This is a genomic window from Paraburkholderia sp. CNPSo 3274 (assembly GCF_024206475.1).
Taxonomy (GTDB): Bacteria; Pseudomonadota; Gammaproteobacteria; order Burkholderiales; family Burkholderiaceae; genus Paraburkholderia.
The window spans coordinates 31,089-48,299 of sequence record NZ_JAMBPR010000058.1 but is presented as its reverse complement, the minus strand read 5'-3'; the positions used below and the strand labels follow the sequence as shown (position 1 = coordinate 48,299).

16 protein-coding genes and 2 pseudogenes are annotated in these 17,211 nt (G+C 59.3%); 12 read left to right on the top strand and 6 right to left on the bottom strand.

Going from position 1 to position 17,211, the window contains the following annotated elements; translation table 11 throughout:
• Nucleotides 1-52 precede the first annotated feature (52 nt).
• Nucleotides 53-670 carry a TetR/AcrR family transcriptional regulator gene (locus tag M3I54_RS31500; protein ID WP_254343032.1) on the bottom strand — a complete coding sequence of 206 codons (618 nt, stop codon included), beginning with the start codon at nucleotides 668-670 and terminating at the stop codon, nucleotides 53-55.
• Between the two features lie 76 nt (nucleotides 671-746).
• On the opposite strand from M3I54_RS31500, the gene M3I54_RS31495 reads away from it, so the two are divergent.
• A complete protein-coding gene (locus M3I54_RS31495) occupies nucleotides 747-2,207 on the top strand; it encodes an efflux transporter outer membrane subunit (protein ID WP_254343031.1) in 1,461 nt (486 codons plus the stop codon).
• 260 nt (nucleotides 2,208-2,467) lie between these two features.
• Here the strand turns inward: M3I54_RS31495 and M3I54_RS31490 are convergent, their stop codons facing one another.
• Nucleotides 2,468-3,415 carry a GlxA family transcriptional regulator gene (locus M3I54_RS31490; protein ID WP_254343030.1) on the bottom strand — a complete coding sequence of 316 codons (948 nt, stop codon included), beginning with the start codon at nucleotides 3,413-3,415 and terminating at the stop codon, nucleotides 2,468-2,470.
• A 149-nt stretch (nucleotides 3,416-3,564) separates the two neighbouring features.
• Here M3I54_RS31490 and M3I54_RS31485 point away from each other — a divergent pair, with 149 nt between their 5' ends.
• The 4 genes from M3I54_RS31485 to M3I54_RS31470 all read left to right on the top strand — a co-directional run bounded on the left by M3I54_RS31485 (nucleotide 3,565) and on the right by M3I54_RS31470 (nucleotide 7,349).
• Nucleotides 3,565-4,665 (top strand): alpha/beta fold hydrolase, encoded by a 1,101-nt coding sequence (locus tag M3I54_RS31485; RefSeq protein ID WP_254343029.1) that lies wholly within the window; start codon nucleotides 3,565-3,567, stop codon nucleotides 4,663-4,665.
• Between the two features lie 114 nt (nucleotides 4,666-4,779).
• The gene (locus M3I54_RS31480; protein ID WP_254343028.1) at nucleotides 4,780-5,685 is read left to right on the top strand and encodes an aldo/keto reductase; all 906 of its coding nucleotides are present in this window, start codon (nucleotides 4,780-4,782) and stop codon (nucleotides 5,683-5,685) included.
• A gap of 244 nt (nucleotides 5,686-5,929) precedes the next feature.
• Entirely contained in the window at nucleotides 5,930-6,424 is a 495-nt protein-coding gene (locus M3I54_RS31475; RefSeq protein ID WP_254343027.1) for a hypothetical protein, read from the top strand.
• 22 nt (nucleotides 6,425-6,446) lie between these two features.
• On the top strand, nucleotides 6,447-7,349 hold the full coding sequence (locus M3I54_RS31470; protein ID WP_254343026.1) for an NmrA family NAD(P)-binding protein: 903 nt from the start codon (nucleotides 6,447-6,449) through the stop codon (nucleotides 7,347-7,349).
• A 64-nt stretch (nucleotides 7,350-7,413) separates the two neighbouring features.
• Here M3I54_RS31470 and M3I54_RS31465 read toward each other — a convergent pair.
• Nucleotides 7,414-7,647: pseudogene (locus M3I54_RS31465) on the bottom strand (DDE-type integrase/transposase/recombinase); the annotation flags it as partial.
• A 235-nt stretch (nucleotides 7,648-7,882) separates the two neighbouring features.
• Between M3I54_RS31465 and M3I54_RS31460 the strand changes: the two are divergent.
• Nucleotides 7,883-8,200 (top strand): hypothetical protein, encoded by a 318-nt coding sequence (locus M3I54_RS31460; protein WP_254343025.1) that lies wholly within the window; start codon nucleotides 7,883-7,885, stop codon nucleotides 8,198-8,200.
• Between the two features lie 844 nt (nucleotides 8,201-9,044).
• Here M3I54_RS31460 and M3I54_RS31455 read toward each other — a convergent pair.
• Both M3I54_RS31455 and M3I54_RS31450 read right to left on the bottom strand, forming a co-directional pair.
• A complete protein-coding gene (locus M3I54_RS31455; RefSeq protein ID WP_254343024.1) occupies nucleotides 9,045-9,266 on the bottom strand; it encodes a hypothetical protein in 222 nt (73 codons plus the stop codon).
• A gap of 11 nt (nucleotides 9,267-9,277) precedes the next feature.
• Nucleotides 9,278-9,655, bottom strand: a complete 378-nt coding sequence (locus M3I54_RS31450; protein ID WP_375542249.1) for a hypothetical protein — start codon at nucleotides 9,653-9,655, stop codon at nucleotides 9,278-9,280.
• Nucleotides 9,656-10,405: 750 nt separating this feature from the next.
• Here M3I54_RS31450 and wrbA point away from each other — a divergent pair.
• Both wrbA and M3I54_RS45440 read left to right on the top strand, forming a co-directional pair.
• On the top strand, nucleotides 10,406-11,008 hold the full coding sequence (gene wrbA / locus M3I54_RS31445; RefSeq protein ID WP_254343022.1) for an NAD(P)H:quinone oxidoreductase: 603 nt from the start codon (nucleotides 10,406-10,408) through the stop codon (nucleotides 11,006-11,008).
• 1,008 nt (nucleotides 11,009-12,016) lie between these two features.
• Nucleotides 12,017-13,133 (top strand): annotated as a pseudogene (locus tag M3I54_RS45440) (phospholipase effector Tle1 domain-containing protein).
• A gap of 60 nt (nucleotides 13,134-13,193) precedes the next feature.
• Here M3I54_RS45440 and M3I54_RS31430 read toward each other — a convergent pair.
• Nucleotides 13,194-13,871 carry a hypothetical protein gene (locus M3I54_RS31430; RefSeq protein ID WP_254343019.1) on the bottom strand — a complete coding sequence of 226 codons (678 nt, stop codon included), beginning with the start codon at nucleotides 13,869-13,871 and terminating at the stop codon, nucleotides 13,194-13,196.
• 430 nt (nucleotides 13,872-14,301) lie between these two features.
• Here M3I54_RS31430 and M3I54_RS31425 point away from each other — a divergent pair, with 430 nt between their 5' ends.
• From M3I54_RS31425 to M3I54_RS31405, 4 genes are all read left to right on the top strand, one after another.
• Nucleotides 14,302-14,835 carry a hypothetical protein gene (locus M3I54_RS31425; protein WP_254343018.1) on the top strand — a complete coding sequence of 178 codons (534 nt, stop codon included), beginning with the start codon at nucleotides 14,302-14,304 and terminating at the stop codon, nucleotides 14,833-14,835.
• On the top strand, nucleotides 14,832-15,650 hold the full coding sequence (locus M3I54_RS31420; protein ID WP_254343017.1) for a peptidoglycan-binding protein: 819 nt from the start codon (nucleotides 14,832-14,834) through the stop codon (nucleotides 15,648-15,650). Before M3I54_RS31425 ends, M3I54_RS31420 begins: the two co-directional genes overlap by 4 nt.
• An 882-nt stretch (nucleotides 15,651-16,532) precedes the next feature.
• On the top strand, nucleotides 16,533-16,784 hold the full coding sequence (locus M3I54_RS31410) for a type II toxin-antitoxin system Phd/YefM family antitoxin (protein WP_254343015.1): 252 nt from the start codon (nucleotides 16,533-16,535) through the stop codon (nucleotides 16,782-16,784).
• The gene (locus M3I54_RS31405; RefSeq protein ID WP_254343014.1) at nucleotides 16,781-17,170 is read left to right on the top strand and encodes a type II toxin-antitoxin system VapC family toxin; all 390 of its coding nucleotides are present in this window, start codon (nucleotides 16,781-16,783) and stop codon (nucleotides 17,168-17,170) included. The genes M3I54_RS31410 and M3I54_RS31405 overlap by 4 nt, the downstream gene beginning before the upstream one ends.
• Nucleotides 17,171-17,211 lie beyond the last annotated feature (41 nt).

The following is a 17,211-nucleotide window of genomic DNA, read 5'->3' as shown; positions in this document are numbered from 1 at the left end:
TCATTGTGGTTCAAGTGACCAATTTAGTCAATGGTCACAAACAAAATTCCCGTCAAGGGGACAGACTGCGGAGCACGAGGCTGGACAATTGCGCAGGCGCGACCTTCGTGTAATCGAAGCTGTACTGCAGGAGCATCGGGTTGAGGTAGGGGCGCATTACCAGATAGATCGCCATCGCGGTCTCATCAAGCGGTGTTTTGCGCTCGAAGTCCCCGCTCTGCCGACCCTCCTGCAGGATGTCCTGAAGCAGTTTCTGGACGCGCGCTTCATACGAAAGCACGGCCTGCCAATTCTCCGTGGCCGCAGATGCTGCAATCTCGTAGAGCTTGCGGTCCTGGAAAAACAGACGGAGGCTCGCCTCGGTGAAGACGCTGAACATTCGCCGCAACTTCTCCGGCGGCAGATCGGTCTGGGCGACGGCCGCCCTGACCTCGGTTTCGATCTCGTGCAGGCAGTTCGCGCAAATCATCTCGCCAATGGCCTGCTTGGACTCGAAGAACTTGTAGATGTAGGCCTTGGAGAACCCGATCGCCCTGGCGAGATCGGAGACCGTCGTTTTCTCGTAGCCATACCGGCTGAAGTGCTCGGTGGCGGCGACAACAATCTGATCTCGTATCTCGTGGTCAGCGGGGCCGCGAGTCGTGATGGGAGGAGTGGTGGCTTTTTTCATGGGGATAGCATACAGCAATAGACAACTAGTGACCATTTGGTATTATGGTCACAACAGTAACCCTGCGCAGACGGTCATGCTACCCAATCACATCCTTGCCGCGATCATTGTTGCCAGCTTCTCGACAGCCTGCGCAGTGGGCCCTGATTATGTCCGGCCCAATGTAGCCATGCCCGGGCAGTTCCAGGGCCAGGACGCAGTGGATCACCGGCACGCGGTGGCCAGTGCTGACCTGGTCACGTGGTGGATGGGTTTCGGTGATCCGCAACTCACACGATTCGTCACGCTCGCGCTGGAACAGAACCTGGACCTCGCGCAGGCCGCCGCGCGCGTCTCGCAGGCGCGCGCAGGACTCGGGGCAGCGAATGCCGCGCTGCTGCCTTCAGGCAATGTCAGCGGCCAGGCGGCGCGAGTCTACCAATCTGTCGAAACGCCCCTGGGGCGGGTCCTGAATTCGACGCCCGGATTCGACCGCTACGGCAACGACTACGAGGCCAATTTCAGCGCGAGCTGGGAAGTGGATGTGTTCGGTGGCCTGCGTCGCGGGCGGGAAGCGGCACTTGCCGAGTATCAGGCTTCGGAAGCCGGCGCTGTGGCCACGCGCCTGGCTGTGGCGGCACAGACCGCCGATATTTACATCACGATTCGTGGATTGCAGGCCCGTCTGAAGGTTGCCCGGCAGCAGGTGCAGACGCAACAGGATCTGCTCTCGACCATCAAACTTCTGTATGGAAAAGGACTGGCGGCCGATCTCCAGGTGAGCCAGGCTGAGGGTGCGCTGGCGCAGGTACAGGCATCCGTCCCTGTCCTGGAGACGACACTGGATGCGGCCATGAACGCACTGGATGTGATGCTGGGCTCACAGCCCGGCACGCATCAAGCCGAGCTGGTCGATACTGGCGACATCCCGGCCGCCCCGCGGATCGCGGGCACGGGAACGCCGGGAGAGTTGCTCAGGCGCCGCCCCGACCTGATCGTGGCCGAGCGTCGCCTCGCTGCGTCGAACGCGCGCATCGGGGTGGCCATCTCCGAGTATTATCCGAAATTCTCCCTGAGTGGACTGATCGGGAGCGCAACATCAATGGCCGCGGGCAATCTGTTCACTGGCGGCGCCAGTCAGGCGGCCGGGGTGCTGGGACTGCGCTGGCGTCTGTTCGATTTCGGCCGCATTAATGCACAGATCGCGCAGGCCAGGGGCCAGGACGCCGAAATGTTGGCCGCGTATCGGCTTGCCGCATTACATGCAACGGAAGATGTGGAAAACGCCTTTTCAGCACTCGTCAAGCGGGAAGAAGAGGCCGCAGTGCTCAATCAGGGAGTGAATTCACTCGGCCGGGCGCGAGCCGCCTCGTTTGCGGCATATCAAAAAGGTGTCGTCAGCCTGATTGAAGTCCTGCAGGCCGACGAAAACTTGCTGCGCGCATCCGATGATCGGGTGCAGGCGCAAACGGAATCGGCAAAGGCAGCGGTTGCTGCCTTCGAGGCACTTGGTGGTGGTTGGCAGCCCAGCGATCCTGAGGCCGTGGCAAGCCGTTAGAAACTGCGGTTTGACACGTTCATTCGTTCGCCGCCACTGCGCGCGCTGACAGTGTTTCGACAGGCGCAAACTGCTGGTTTCCTTCACCAAGGCGAGCGGCGGTTCGAGGCCAGCTACAGCCGATCCCATCGGGCACCAGACGGCCAACAAGGGCACGCCTGCACATTTTCCCAAGCTGGAGTTCGCCTATATCGGGTGACGACCTCACTTGACTCGATGCTGAAGCTCGGCTGCGGCGGCGACGAGAACCGGTTGTCCCCTTAGTCGTTCGCTTGACCTCGTGCATCACGTCGAATCGCTTGAGGCGGTTGACCGAACGCCCGCAGAAACGCACGACGCATTCTGTCCGGATCAGCAAAACCGGTCTCGCGTGCAACGACGTCAATAGGCAACCGGCCTTGCTCAACCATGAGACGCGCTGCTTCTAGCCGCAAATTTTCTACAGCCTTCGCGGGCGATTGCCCCGTCTCTTCCCGGAACGCTCGAGTGAACTGTCGCACGCTCAAATTAGCGGCTTCAGCGAGTCTGTCCACCGTCAACTGAGTGTGCAAATTACTTTTTGCGAATACCAGCGCGGTCTGGATTCGATCACTTTTGGCATCGAGATCCAGCAGCGTCGAATGTTGTAGCTGTCCACCGGCACGCCGGTGAAACATGACCATCCGCTTGGCGATGGTGCGCGCCACCTTGACACCGAGGTCCCGTTCTACCATGGATATCGCAAGGTCGGTCCCCGCTGTCATGCCCGCAGATGTCCATACGGGACCATCGACGATAAAGATACGATCTTCTTCGACGTTGATTCTCGGGTAGCCAGTCTGCAATGCGCGTGCGTGCGCCCAGTGGGTCGTGGCGCGCCGATCGTCAAGAACGCCGGCTTCCGCAAGGAAGAATGCTCCTGTGCACATTGAGGCCACACGGCGAGTGGTCTTCACCGCTCTCTTCAAATAATCGACCAGTGCCGGACTTGGCTCGTACACACCGTCGATAACGCCGCCAATGATCACCGTATCAAAGCTACCCTCATCGAAACGGTCTGTCATGACGGAGTACCCGAGGGAACTTTGGACTGGGCCACCGCTTTCGGATATCAAGCGTATTTCGTAGTGCGGTTCTTTCGTCAGCCGGTTCGCCATTTCAAACACCGTCAGGCCACCGAAGATCATCACCTGGAAGTTTGGAACGACGATATAGCCGATACGTAGCATGACAAGTCCTTTGGACGGCGATCCTGGCGTGATGCACGTCCCTGCGCAAGTATGGCCGGAATTGTCGGATATATGACGCGCCGGACCGTTTCCCGGCTTCTACTATGAGCGGGTTCCCGAGCCAACGCATGACTATTCGAGACTGCTCTATGGATAGCAATATCACCGCACCTGCATGTGCTTTAACACCGCCACCCTCCATTGCTCGCCGCACGTTCCTCGCCAGTGGGACTGCGTTGGGCGCGAGTTGGCTACTGGATCGCAAGGCGCAGGCGCAAAGTCCCCCAACCGGCGGAGGTCATCCGTTGAAGGAGTATGACATCAGCACCAACGGCATCTCCTTGCACGTAACCGAGCAAGGGGACGGACCAGCCGTTCTTTTTGTCCACGGATTTCCGGATACGTCTTATACGTGGCGCCGACAGATGGAAGCGGTATCGGCAGCCGGATACCGGGCAATTGCTCCGGACATGCGCGGCTATGGGCGCAGCTCGGCTCCCGCGGACGCCACGTTATACACGCCGCTGCACACGACAGGCGACCTGATTGGGCTGCTCGACGCGCTGAATATCTCCAGTGCAATCCTGGTGGGCCATGACTGGGGGGCGACCCATGCATGGAATGCCGCGCTGCTGCGTCCTGATCGATTTGCAGCCGTGTTTTGCCTGAGCGTGCCCTATGTTCCGCGCGGGGATGTCAGCGTGTTTGAGCGCATGCGGAAAGCGGGCCATCAAAACGACTTCTATATGTTCGAACAGATCCGTCCCGACGCCGATCAGATTTGGGCTGACGCCGCAGTGACCATTCCCGCAATTCTGTATTGGGCCTCAGCTTCTGCTCCGTCCGACAAGCGTTGGAGTCCAATGGATCCTGCCCGAAGCCTCCACCGCGCGGCCCCCACACCGATACCGTCGTGGGCGCAGCCTGATTATGTCGCTTACAACATCGCAGAGTTTCAGCGCACCGGCTTCCATGGTGCCCTGAACTACTACCGCGCCGCCGAGCCGTATTTCTATTTGTCCGCTCCGTGGAAGGGCGCCAGGATCAATCAACCCTCATTTTTCATCTGGGGGAAAGCGGATGGATTGCAGGAGCTTTATCCGCTTACGGCGAACCAGATGCGTGCCGGTCTTCCCGGTCTCGTCGGAAGCCTTGATCTCGACAATGTGGGCCATTGGGTACAACACGAAACCACGGACGTGGTCAATGACCAGCTCGTCAAGTTTCTACGCACCGTAAGCCCCACGTGACTTCAACCTACGCTCTTGCTGCGGACATGTGCCGTGGCGTAGGGTCGGGTAGACCTACGGTCCTTCAGATGATCACAGCGGCGGAAACGACCTTCAATTGAAATGGAATCGACGATGGCGACATCTAAAGGCCCTGGGTACAAGTTGAACAATGGAATCGAGATGCCTGGCTTCGGACTAGGGGTGTTTCGCAGTGGTCCGGAAGAAACCGTTGCTGCCGTGCAGTCGGCAGTCGCTAACGGATACCGGCTGATCGATACGGCTGCGGCCTACATGAACGAGCAGCAGGTGGGAGAGGGCATTCGTGCTTCTGGCGTCATTCGCGAAGACATTTTCGTTACGACCAAGGTGTGGATCACGGATTATGGTTACGATCAGACGCTCCATGCCTTCGACAGAAGTCTGCGCAAGCTCGGACTCGATTATCTGGATCTGTATCTGACTCATTGGCCTGTCCCTTCCGCCTTTGACGACACTGTCGCTTCCTACAGAGCCGCGATGAAGCTTCTGGCGGAGGGGCGCGTCCGGGCGATCGGGGTGTGCAACTTCGGCTCCGCTCACCTGCGCAATCTCATTGAGCAAACCGGACATATCCCGGATGTGAATCAGATAGAAGTGCACTCGTTCTTCATTCAAAGTGAGCTTCGCGAAGCTGACGAAAAGCTGGGGATCGTTACGCAGGCGTGGTCTCCCATAGGCGGTATCAAGCGTGACGGGGAGAAAGCCAAGGCGTCGGGGAAGGTGCACGATCCGCTCTCCCATCCGGGCGTGCTTCAACTCGCCACGAAATACGGCAAGAGTCCCGCGCAGATCATCCTGCGCTGGCAGATCCAGCTAGGCACCTGTCCGATTCCGAAATCCGTGCGTCCGGAACGAATCGCCGAGAACATCGATATTTTCGACTTCGCGCTCGCGGCTGACGAGTTCCAGGCAATCAGCGCGCTCGACACCGGAGAACGTGGCGGGCCGGACCCGGAACGTGTAAGTCCTCAAACCTTTCCGCTGACCATCCATGACTGAACTGAGCGCGCGCACCCCATCGCCCAGCGAAAGCTTCCAGCTCCTGTCACCCAGTTCAAAGGCGACATACAGCGATCCGGTGATGGTTGTATCTTGCCCGTGAGGGGCTGTGCGAGGCGCATTCATTTGCGTACTCCTCTCGGAAAACGGGTGTCGGAATCCTCGTTTTACTCCAGGAGGCTTACTTCCGCGGCCCCTCCATAGTATCTACTACCGTTTTTACCTGCCCCACTTTGAACAGACGGTGAGCGACTTCGAGGCAGACATTCCAGCGGCGCTCGCGTCGCTCTATCGGCCAGGAAATCCTGCGTCCGCAGGCATGATCTCTCCGTCGGCTTTGATCACGCATAACGGAGGCCGCTATGGCTCGGCTCATCGCGCCCCGGCCACGTCCCCTGACCCGACGATGTGGCCACCTGCTGACTTCGATGCTTTGGTCGAGTCGTTTCGCGGCAGTGGATTCCGCCCAGCCAATGCGTGGTACCTGAACGACGCGGTCAATATCGCGTACGCCTCGGCTGCACCTGACAACGGCCGTCTGCGCCAGTCCGTGCTGTTCGTGAACGGCGATTGGGATGCGATCTGCGACATTAACCGCGGCCGCCTCGGAGAACCGATGCACGCCAGTTGCGATGACCTTTCCGTCGCGAACCTTCCCGCTCGCCATTGGCTTCCACTCGAGCGCAAGATCGAGCTTGTCCAGTCGATCCGTTCGTGGCTCGAGGCGAAAGGGCTATAGGTCCGAGCCGTCGAGGATCTGCGTGAAGCCTGCCCTTTGGGAGATCACTGATCGGATAATCTTTGTAGCCGGCGCGACAGGCGATACCGGCGGAGCCGCGACAGATGCGCTTCTGCATGCAGGTGAGCGGGTTCGGACACTGGCCCGTAAGGAGGACGACCGGTCCGAGCGGCTGAAGGCGCGGGGTGTCGAGGTGGTCGTTGGAGACCTTTCTGATATCGACGACGTCTGCGGCGCGCTTGAAGGAATCTATTCAGCCTATTTTGTGTTTCCTATCGAGTCAGGCGGCGTCTCGGCCACCGCCTACTTTGCGCAGGCTGCGCGCGAGACGGGGATCAGCGCAATCGTCAACATGTCACAGATTTCCGCGCGCCGCGAGGCGAAGAGCCATGCCGCACGCGATCACTGGATTTCTGAGAGGATCTTTGACTGGTCCGGCACGCCGGTCAAACACCTTCGCCCTACCTTCTTCGCGCAATGGCTGACCTATCCCGGACAGGTGGCAAGCATCAGGAATGATGGCGTGCTGCAACTTCCTTTCGGTGAGGGGCGACATGCGCCTATTGCGGCGGAAGACCAGGGCCGCGTGATTGCCGCCATCCTCAGAGACCCCGTCCCACATGCCGGGCAAGTTTATCCATTGTATGGCCCGGTAGAGATGAACCACCATGAGATTGCCGCGGAGATGAGCAGAGCGTTAGGGCGCGAAGTGACATATCGGCCGATCGATCTGGAACTGTTCAAGAAGCGCCTGGACAGCGACGCAAAGTTCAGCGACACGTTTTCCCAGCATCTGATGTCTGTCGCGGTCGATTACCAGAAGGGCGTGTTTGCAGGCACGAATACGGTTGTAGAGGACCTCACTGGAGCGCCACCTATGACAGTCGAGGCTTTCATTCGACGGCACGCCACTTTGTTTACCTAACTGGAAAGGGTTTTGTCGCGTTAAGGAAGACGAGTCAAACAAATGTCGATATGGTGAGGAATACTTATACGACCAACGAGTAGAACTGCTGGGCGACGGTTTGCGCGATGCCACGGTCTTTCATCTGGCCTTTGACGATCATGTGCATGAACTCGATGCCGCCGATAATGATGCGCGCACAACGAAAGCTCTTGAAGCCCAGCATCGGCCGGGTACGACGCTTGATGGCACGGTGATCCTGTTCGACACCGTTGTTCAGGTACTTCTTCTGGCGGATCCTGATCGGCGTCTCACGCTCAGTGGATACGCAACGTAGCAGCGCACGCAGAGAAGGATTACATCAAGCGGATAGTGCAGGCGCTTGAGCACCTTCGCCACAGCCGGACCATTAATGCGACAAAGTTGCCGCTTTAGTGTTTGTCTCCGTCCGCACTTCATCCCTGTCGCGCTGCTGGGTGCGTTCGCTCAGGTAGCGGGGCCATGACACCGGGGTTACACTGCGACATAGCAGGCCTTAGCAACAGGAGGACGCCATGATTGAGCTCGGCCCGGAAAGCACGTTCCGGGGATTGCCTCTGACTGCTGAGCAGGATGCGGAAGTGAGGCACTACATCAAGGTGCAAATGCAGCGTCACCTTCCATGGGACACGCCAGAGCTGGACGCGATGCTCAAGGAGATGATCCGGCCCCCCGAGGTCACCGACGGGGGGCCTGAAGTCGAGGCAGACGAAGCGAGGGCGGCCGCCGAGCGCGCGAGCGCGTCCATCGACGACGCGCTGGAACCCGATGAGGCGAGCGAGGAATGGCATGCGGCCATCGAATCGGAAAACATGAAGCACCCCAGGGAATGAACCGGCGGCAGCCATGCTGCCAGACTCCCAGGTTCCCGCGAGCGCGGCCACGCCGCGGCGCCCGCGAAGATGACCTTGAGCGCATCGTGGAGGTCGAGCGCGACGGGTCCCGCCGCAGGCCCCTGGGCGGCAGGACGGACGGTAGCCCTTCGGGCGGGCGTGGGGCTCAGGCCGGAGCGAGGCGGTAGCGGCGCCGCGCCTGCAACAGCCACCGGATACCGCCGCGGTGCGCCTTCTTGCGCTTGTCCAGGGTGTCGAGCCCCCGCCGGTCCTCGTGGCCGGCGCCCACCCGCCGGAAGGAGTCCCCATGCGGCCACCGGCGACTTCCGGGATGCGTTCACGGATGCTGGCATCGAGGCGCTCAATGAACTGGTTGCTGAAGCGAAGCGGCAGTCTGCGGGATGGGCAGCGCGGGTAGATAGATGCGGATCAGGACGGCGCGCACGCCCTGGCAGACCAGGGCGTCATTGCAGTCCCCACGATCGGGTAATCGTCCAATCATCAGGGCTGGTCAATGCCCCTGTGCATCGGGCAAATCGGGCCGGAGTTCCGGATCAATACTAAAGATGGCAACGATGCATGGGGGTACCTGGACAGAAATGGCGGTAGGGTGTTCGGGTAGTCGGAGATGTTCGCTGATTGACGGACGCTCGCTTCTGAAGTGGCGCTGCAACAGACACGGCGCACCGTCTCAGCCGGAGACGATAGATGAGTCGCGCCGCGCGGAGCACTCGCTACGCCTCTGCGGTGGCAGAGCCTGGAAAACCCGGGACGGGCCACGTGGCTAACCAGCGCATCAAGCAAGGGATGGCACGTGGTTTGCCTCGCGTGCACGCTGGGAGGGTTACTGATGACCACCCCGGATATTGCCGGCCACGGCGCCAGCCGCGCCGCCGATGATTGCACCGGTCCACGCATCGCCGCCCGCGATCGCTGCGATGCCCGCGCCGCCGGCCGCGCCTATCGCACCGCCGCTCACCGTTCCCTGCTGCCGGGGGGTCATATCCGTGCAGCCAGTCACGGCAATCAGAGCGCTTACGCTAACGATCCATCCAAGTCGCTTCATGATCGTCTTCCTTACTGGTTCTTCTTCAGACCGGGGGCAACCATCTGAAACCAGAGGGTCTCAATCACCGGGTGCTGAACCATCATGGGATTGGCCGCGTAATAGGTATCCAGCCCCTGACGCACGCTATCGAGTGTCTGGCCCTGCATGCCCTTGCCGAAACTCAGGGCAATATCGTTGCTGTTCGCCGCGGCGCTGGCGTAGGCGCGCTCGACGTCAAGCAGATTGGCAATACCCACGAGATACGCCTTCTTCTCCGCCTCCGAGGACGCCATCCATTGCTGACCTGTGACAATCGGAATGCCTTCCGCGCGCACAACATTGCCCATCATGGCCAGCAACAGGACAGTCAGGGAAAGCAACGTTCGCCATTGTGATCTGGTTACCATCACATACTCCATGGAAGTTATGTTCTCCAGCCGCCTGCCACCGACTGCATCCATCGGTATCTATCAAGTCATCGGGAAGAATGGATTGTCTGCCTTGCGGAAATTCCTTTCCGGTGCAACTGACATCCCAGCTTAACCCGGGATATTGTTCTGGCTTCTCCACGTCTACCTCCAGTTAAAGTCTACTGCGTTTTCCACGATTTCCAAGCGCGTTTCCGCGTGATCTGGGCATTGCGTTTCTGGGTCAGGAAACGATTCTCGCGAGACAAGTATTAATGCATTGCGCTTAAATGTGTGCCATTTTTGTTATAAAACGTTGTGTTACAGGAAGGTCACGCATTGCTTGAACTGAACCATATTTAGTCATGCCATTTCTAAATGATCACCAGTCATCGCCACCCAGCCTTCGTCAACCAAAACGCGACAGAGAGTACCGCGAAACGCGATTGACTCCACATGGTGTTCGCGTAAGCTTTGTGGCTATCGCTTGCTGTCGTCGTCATGCATGCATGACGACGAGGCTGCGTAACGACGCGGGTGTTGCCGTACTAACCCGCTGCAGCAAGTCCTCAGTGCAACACCGAAGTCAGAGGTTTTGACTCTCTCGAGTCCTGAGAATCACCAACTCGATGTTGCCGGTGAGAAGGGTCCGTTTGTGCGTCGCGCATAGAGTTTCGCACGTCATTGCGGCGCGCCGGACAGCAGTCCTAATCGACCTTTTAGGTCGCCATGTAAACCTGGATAACTCAAATGGCCAAAATTCTAGTGCTGTATTACTCCTCGTATGGTCACATCGAAACGATGGCAAGCGCTATCGCTGAAGGTGCAAAGTCGGTCGCAGGCGCGACCGTGACGCTCAAGCGTGTGCCCGAGACGATTCCCTCCGAGCAGGCGAAGGCGGCTGGCATCAAGCTGGACCAGGCTGCACCCGTTGCTACGGTCGACGAACTCGCCGACTACGACGCCATCATCTTCGGCACACCGACCCGCTTCGGCAACATGGCTGCGCAAATGCGCAACTTCCTCGACCAAACCGGCGGGCTGTGGATGAAGGGCGCGCTGGTCGGCAAGATTGGCAGCGTGTTCGCTTCGACCGGCACGCAGCACGGCGGACAGGAGACCACGATTTCGTCTTTCCACTCGACGCTGCTCCACCACGGTATGGTCATCGTCGGTGTCCCGTACGCTTGCGCGGGCCTCACGAAGATGGACGAAATCACCGGCGGCACGCCGTACGGCGCGACGACGCTGGCGGGCGCGGACGGCAGCCGTCAGCCGAGCGCGAATGAGTTGGACATCGCGCGCTACCAGGGCAAGCACGTCGCCGAGTTGGCGTCGAAACTCGCTTCCTGATAGGTGGCGTAAGCCCTCAAACGAGGAAGCATCGGCAAGACCGGGCATCGTTGAGAGAGCGGTACCGAGGGGCAAGCTGCTCAAATTGTGAGGTTGAGCAGTTTGGCCCTTTTCTGATGCTGAGGGCCTTCCAGCGTAGGCCATGAGCCCGCAACGAAGGCAGGCCGCCTGGACAGCAGGAAAGGGAATGCAGGCAAAAAATGACCACCGACTGGGGGGCGCTATGGACAGCCGGCGGTCAGCATCATCGGTAGATGCCTCCAAAGAGAGAGATGGTGGTGACTAATTTCCATTCGATGTATCACAAGCCCAGGAGGTGCGACCTCCGGGCAGCGTCACGCGCACGCCGCAGGCATTCTTAAGCGTGACCTCGGGGCTCAACAATCAGTTATCTGAATTGTTGCACGCCAAAATCTGCTCTGGCGTGCCTTTTTGAGTATTCCAACCCGGAATACCACCATTTCAATGTTTGATTATCCGGCCACGGGGAACCCGCCGAAAATAGTTCACAGGATTTTCGAAGAGAGCCCGGGGCAATTGAAGTTGCCATCTGGAGCGCACAAAGAAGTGATGTTGCAGGCCGTGCGCCGCCTGAGCGACGACGCTTGGGACTGCCACCTCGATACGGCCCTCGAGGCAACCTGAACCAGGCGTTTCGGTCTGGGATCTTGAGCGGCTGGTATCCAGCAATGGTGCAGCCTTGTATTGAACCGCTGTACGGCTGACCTGAATTTCTGCAGTGGCAATCGACTTCGAGCACAGACGATTCCTTCTTGTTGTATCGTCGATTTCTCTTTTCGGACAATCTGACGTGAACAGGACTACTTTCGAAGGACCGCACCATGTCACAATTGATAGCACCCCTCTGCGTCCCTGCTTGAACGCTATGAAGGCGAGGACGTTCTACCGATTTACACCACGAGCGTGACGGTCTCGGGCGGCGAGGCCTAGGCTCTATAGGCGCGAGCCGCGGGTCGATGCGGCTTGAGCCTATGTGCATGCGCACAAATGTTCGGTGGCACACAATCGGTTTTCAATTATTGCTGGATTGTCATTTGGGATACCTTAAATTCAAGGACCGATCCGAACGCGCTTGAGTCGATGAGGAGTCCCCTGATGAGCAAGAACATTGTGTTGTGTCTCGACGGTACATGGAACGGTCCCAACCCTCAGAACCGAACGGGCGGTTTGACTCCCACGAACGTGGAAAAGTTGTTTGAAAACCTGAAGGGCTCGGCGCCGCTCGGACCGAACGACAACGAACTTGAAATCGCGGCCCCCGAATCCGCAGGCGAGCCCGCGCAGGTCGCCAAATATATTCACGGCGTGGGAAACGGGGACAACCCGCTCGATAAAGTGGCGGGCGGCGCTGTCGGGCTCGGACTCATTGCGCGCATCGTTCGCGGTTACACGTACCTGTCGCGGCAATATCAGCCGGGCGACAAGATCTATATCGTCGGATTCAGCCGCGGCGCCTACACGGCGCGCTCGCTAGCAGGTTTCGTGACGAACAAGGGGCTGCTCGACTGGACCACGATGGGACTCAGTTGCGGTGTGGGACACGGTCGGAGCGCTCGGGATACCGACCATTCGCAACGACGACGGGACGCCCGTGCGGCTCGATGAGTTCCAGTTCTGCAACAACGACCTGGGCGTGCACGTTAAGTACGGATTACAGGCGCTCGCGGTGGACGAGGAACGCGTCGACTTCACACCCACGCTCTGGAATGCCCGTGCCGATGTCGTTCAGGTTCTGTTCCCGGGCGCGCATGCCGATGTTGGCGGCGGCTACGGTCTCGGCGAATCGGGGCTTTCGAATGGCCCGCTCGTGTGGATGTCGAACCGTCTCGCGGCGGCCGGGGTCGTGTTCGAACGCCCGGCGCCGTGGCAGCCGAACGCGTGCGATATCTCGCATCGCCGATGGGCAGGCGCGCTTTTCGCGACTGGCCTGCGCAAATTTCCGGCGGCGCTCGGACTGAGCCAGCACGTGATGCAACGTCTTGCTGCGAATGCGGTGCCGGTGGAGAGCGGGGCGCCGGGCCTTTATCGACCCGCCAATCTTTTCACCAGCTATATCAATCTTGATTGGACAGGCCCGGCAGCCAACATCCAGATCGAGCTATAAGCGCTCACGCGGCATGCGGCTCGGTGGGGACGCTGCATCGTTCTCGTCGAGCCGTCGGCATCACATGCGCTGAAACACGAGTACTTTCGCTAGCGGCGCGCGTCCGCTTTGATCGATAAAGCTCGTGAGGGCTTCCACGCGGATATGATCGTTCGGCGCCGGGTGGATGGTGAGCGCGAGCTGGCGGATATTGTTCTTGAATTGCGCTGTGACCTCGCGTGCGCCCGCGCCCGGCTGCGAGTCCATGTTGCTCCCGATTCCTTGCGCTTGCACCTCGCCAAAATCGCAGTTGGTGGGGCGGCACTTGCCCCACGCGTGCACGAACATCGTGGAATCCGCTATACGAATCTGGATTTTGAGGATTCCCGCCGTCGCGGGATGGATGTTCTGCCAGCTACCAGCGAAGTAAGCCATGTTGCTGCCGATCTCGCCGTGCGTCGAAGAGACGGAAGCCGGCACTGCAGAAGCCAGTGGCGGAGCGCTTTCAGTCTGTGGGTGCGCAACGGTAGTTGCCGCAACGTCCTGCACCGGCGCCGCTATTTCCGGCGCTGACGCGATGTCCGGCGCCGAAGCCACCGAGGCCACGACCGGAGGCGTTGCGGGCGCTGGCTTGTGAAAGAGACCTTGCTGGCCAAGGATCGCGATCAGACCGCCAATAGCGGTAATCGCCGTTGCTGAGGCGGTCAAGACTCCGGGCAGCGTGGTCCACCAGCCTTGAGGGCTCTTTTCGTCGCTCATGTATCACCTCCTCAAGGTTTGCCTGCCTGCCCTTAAATTAGATCAAATTTCGCGAAATTCAGTGCGGTTTTTATCGCATGGAGAATCGGCGGGTTGTGTTTGCTAGCGCACAGACGCATCAAAGGAAAATCGCATGTGTTAATCGAGTCGGGCGGATATTTTTGTTTAATTGGTTAGTCGTGTTTGTTAACCCTATGCGGTTGTTTCCTCGCCTCGGTCCGCTATACATTAAAAGTAAATATTCAGAAATCGAATTCGTTCGACGACGATTTTTGAGCCTAAAAAATCAATAATAAAATCGCTTAATTATATTTTTCCAGAATTCGGGTTAGATATCGTTTGATCCCGTTTGCGAAGACGATCGGCGCGTTTCACACGAGCGTTCTGTTCAAAGCCGGCTCCGATACCGTTAGCGGAGGCTTGTCTTGCCATGGTCACAGCCGCCGGAACACTACCCGGACGTATCGCGCAAATGCCGAATGACGGGCATCTCAGGGTGCTTTCGCGGGCGCTTTTATTGAGCGCGGTACTGGTGGGCATCAACATCGCTGGTAGCGTCTTTCTCTGGATTCGGCTCTGTTCCCAGGCGATCGTGCGCCGCCACTTTGGCGAAAGCGCGGCGTCGCTGATTCCCATCGGACTCGCCGACGTCGTGCCGATCTGGCTACTGATAAAAGCTGAGGATGGCGAAACGTCCGCGAACATGCCGAAGATCGACGACGGCGGGAGCGTGATCGAAGATGCCGCGAACCGGCTCCTCCCAGACGAGCCGCCCCAGCAGCGCATTGCGGTGGTCAAGATGAAGTTCCGCCAGATCGCCGCGGAAGAATTCACCGTCATGCTCGCAAGAATCACGCCTCTCGATTCCTTCTCTCTGAATGAGGCGCGAGCGAATGAGTGCGAGGCTCGAGCATCGATTTTCGTATCGCCAGGAATGGCAACCATGTCGAGGAGACAGTCATGATCGCGGGCCCATTGAAGCAGGGAGACAACAACGATGATGTGAAGACGTTACAGCAAGCCCTGGCGACACGCGGGTTCAGTCCAGGCGCGATCGACGGCATGTTCGGGCAGGGTACGGTAGCCGCGGTGATGGCATTCCAGAAGAGCGAGGGCCTGCTACCCGACGGCATAGCCGGTCCGCGCACGCTCTCAGCGCTCAGTCTCGCCGATTCGACTACGCTGCCGAGCGCCATTCCTGCGGTGAGCGTCCAGATCGTCAGCCAGATTTTCCCCGTCACGCCGATAGGCAACATCAAATCGAACTTGCCCTCGGTGCTCTCAGCGCTGGTCCAGTCGCGGATATCCGACAAGCCTATGGTCTTGATGGCGCTCGCGACAGTGCGCGCCGAAGTGGAGTGCTTCGAGCCCATTGCCGAGGGAGCGTCGAGATTCAACACTTCACCGTCCGGACGCCTCTTCGACCTCTACGACAATCGCAAAGACCTCGGAAACCGCGGCGCACCGGATGGCGCCGCCTTCAAGGGCCGTGGCTACATTCAGCTGACGGGGCGGGTCAACTACCAGACCTACGGTCCGAAACTCTCTACGCCCATTGACCTCGTGAGCGATCCGGATCGTGCTTCCGATCCCACCGTCGCCGCGGAGCTGCTCGCGCTGTTTCTTGCAGACCGCGAACTCGCAATCAAGAAAGCCTTGCTGGCTGGCAACATGGCTATGGCACGGCAACTGGTCAACGGCGGCACGAACGGGCTGGACCGGTTCGAAGATGCCTTTGAGCGCGGTTCCTCGCTGATCCCGGATCTGGCGGCCGACTGATCTGGAGCGGCGTGGCGTGACCGCGCCGCTCCAGGGGCGGCGGCCAATTGGCGTGCCGCTGAACGGCCAAGCGGTGGACGTGATCCGCTGCCAGCTCGGGGTAGCTGTTCATGCGCAAGGGCAAGCCGGACGGGCGGGCGGACATTGAGGACTTCCGGTTCCACGACCTGCGGCACATGTGGGCGTCGTGACACGTGCAGGGCGGCAGGCCCCTTCCGCGATTGACGGAGTTGGGATTCTTCCAGCAAGCCATAGTTCACTGGCGCGACCGGATTGCGTGAGTAGCCCTTGATGGAATGTTCATGTGGCCGACCAGAATCAAGCCGGAGTGTTAGCTAGCGCGAAGCGACCGCGCTAGCGATTACCAACGCATTGCGCGCGGCGAGGATGCGTCGGATGGTCGCCAGGGACTGTTCGGCGGCCGCGCTCGGGCTATGCCCCGTTGGTAGAAGAAACTCGGGGACGCGGACGCCGAGTTGTTTGCAGACGGAGGAAAGAAATGGTTTGCCTGACCCGTCACATCGCTGGATGGCGGCCGCGATGGCTGGGTCGCCGATATGCCGGCGCAACCAGTCCAGCGTTTGCCGGTCCCTCTCGTTGCGTACTCTGACCAAATGTTCCATCGTTGCCCCTGGCTGCCCGGTACAGGATGTGTGCTTTGACATTAGCGCGAGGCCGGATTGAATTAGGGGCGGCAGCGCACACTTTGTGCGATCTGGGCAGCATGCGACGCTTGATAGTAATTAACTGCGACCCTAAAAGATTGATAATTAGTATTATGTTAAATTACGAATGGCGACGTGTACCCGAATTACGTAGATCTGGCAATCTTGGCACATTTAAAATAAACTAAGTCCATTAAACTAAGTTCATGGGGTGATCATGCACATCTACAACATTCACGACGCCAAGACGAACCTGTCGCGGCTGATCGAAGAGATTGTCAACGGTGGCGAGCCCTTCGTGATTGCGAAGGCCGGCAAGCCACTGGTCAAAGTCGTCCGCCTTGAGGCGGAGACCGCCAAGCCCGTACGGCGCATAGGCTTCATGAAGGGCCTGATCAAGGTTCCCGATGACTTCGACACGATGGGCGGCGAAGCCGTGGCGGATCTGTTCGAAGGAAAAGGCGAGTGAAGCTCTTACTCGACACGCATTTGCTGATCTGGGCTGCGGCGGACCATCCGTCGCTGCCCGACGACGCACGCGCGGTCATCGAAGACGAAGACAACACGCTGTACTTCAGCGTGGCAAGCATGTGGGAGATTGTCATCAAGAGCGGCCTTGGCCGGGACGACTTCCAGGTCGACGCACGCGTGCTTCGCCGCAACCTTCTTGATGCCGGCTATGAGGAACTCTCAATCGAATCGCAGCACGCATTCGAGGTGGCTACGCTCCCTGGGCTGCATCGTGACCCGTTTGACCGACTGCTCATCGGTCAGGCGATCGCCGAAGGTATCGTCCTTCTGACCCATGACGAGCAGATCAGACGGTACGACTTCGCTCCGGTTCGCTACGTCTAGCTCGCTCGCAGCCCTACCCGAGCGCGGTCGGAAACGCTCAG

Bases quoted from the DNA above. Each gene is read 5' to 3' on its own strand.
- M3I54_RS31460 (WP_254343025.1), top strand. From the start codon at position 7,883: ATGATTGAGCTCGGCCCGGAAAGCACGTTCCGGGGATTGCCTCTGACT.
- M3I54_RS31420 (WP_254343017.1), top strand. From the start codon at position 14,832: ATGATCGCGGGCCCATTGAAGCAGGGAGACAACAACGATGATGTGAAG.
- M3I54_RS31450 (WP_375542249.1), bottom strand. From the start codon at position 9,655: ATGGTAACCAGATCACAATGGCGAACGTTGCTTTCCCTGACTGTCCTG.
- M3I54_RS31490 (WP_254343030.1), bottom strand. From the start codon at position 3,415: ATGCTACGTATCGGCTATATCGTCGTTCCAAACTTCCAGGTGATGATC.
- wrbA (WP_254343022.1), top strand. From the start codon at position 10,406: ATGGCCAAAATTCTAGTGCTGTATTACTCCTCGTATGGTCACATCGAA.
- M3I54_RS31480 (WP_254343028.1), top strand. From the start codon at position 4,780: ATGGCGACATCTAAAGGCCCTGGGTACAAGTTGAACAATGGAATCGAG.
- M3I54_RS31495 (WP_254343031.1), top strand. From the start codon at position 747: ATGCTACCCAATCACATCCTTGCCGCGATCATTGTTGCCAGCTTCTCG.
- M3I54_RS31500 (WP_254343032.1), bottom strand. From the start codon at position 670: ATGAAAAAAGCCACCACTCCTCCCATCACGACTCGCGGCCCCGCTGAC.
- M3I54_RS31425 (WP_254343018.1), top strand. From the start codon at position 14,302: ATGGTCACAGCCGCCGGAACACTACCCGGACGTATCGCGCAAATGCCG.
- M3I54_RS31455 (WP_254343024.1), bottom strand. From the start codon at position 9,266: ATGAAGCGACTTGGATGGATCGTTAGCGTAAGCGCTCTGATTGCCGTG.
- M3I54_RS31410 (WP_254343015.1), top strand. From the start codon at position 16,533: ATGCACATCTACAACATTCACGACGCCAAGACGAACCTGTCGCGGCTG.
- M3I54_RS31485 (WP_254343029.1), top strand. From the start codon at position 3,565: ATGGATAGCAATATCACCGCACCTGCATGTGCTTTAACACCGCCACCC.
- M3I54_RS31430 (WP_254343019.1), bottom strand. From the start codon at position 13,871: ATGAGCGACGAAAAGAGCCCTCAAGGCTGGTGGACCACGCTGCCCGGA.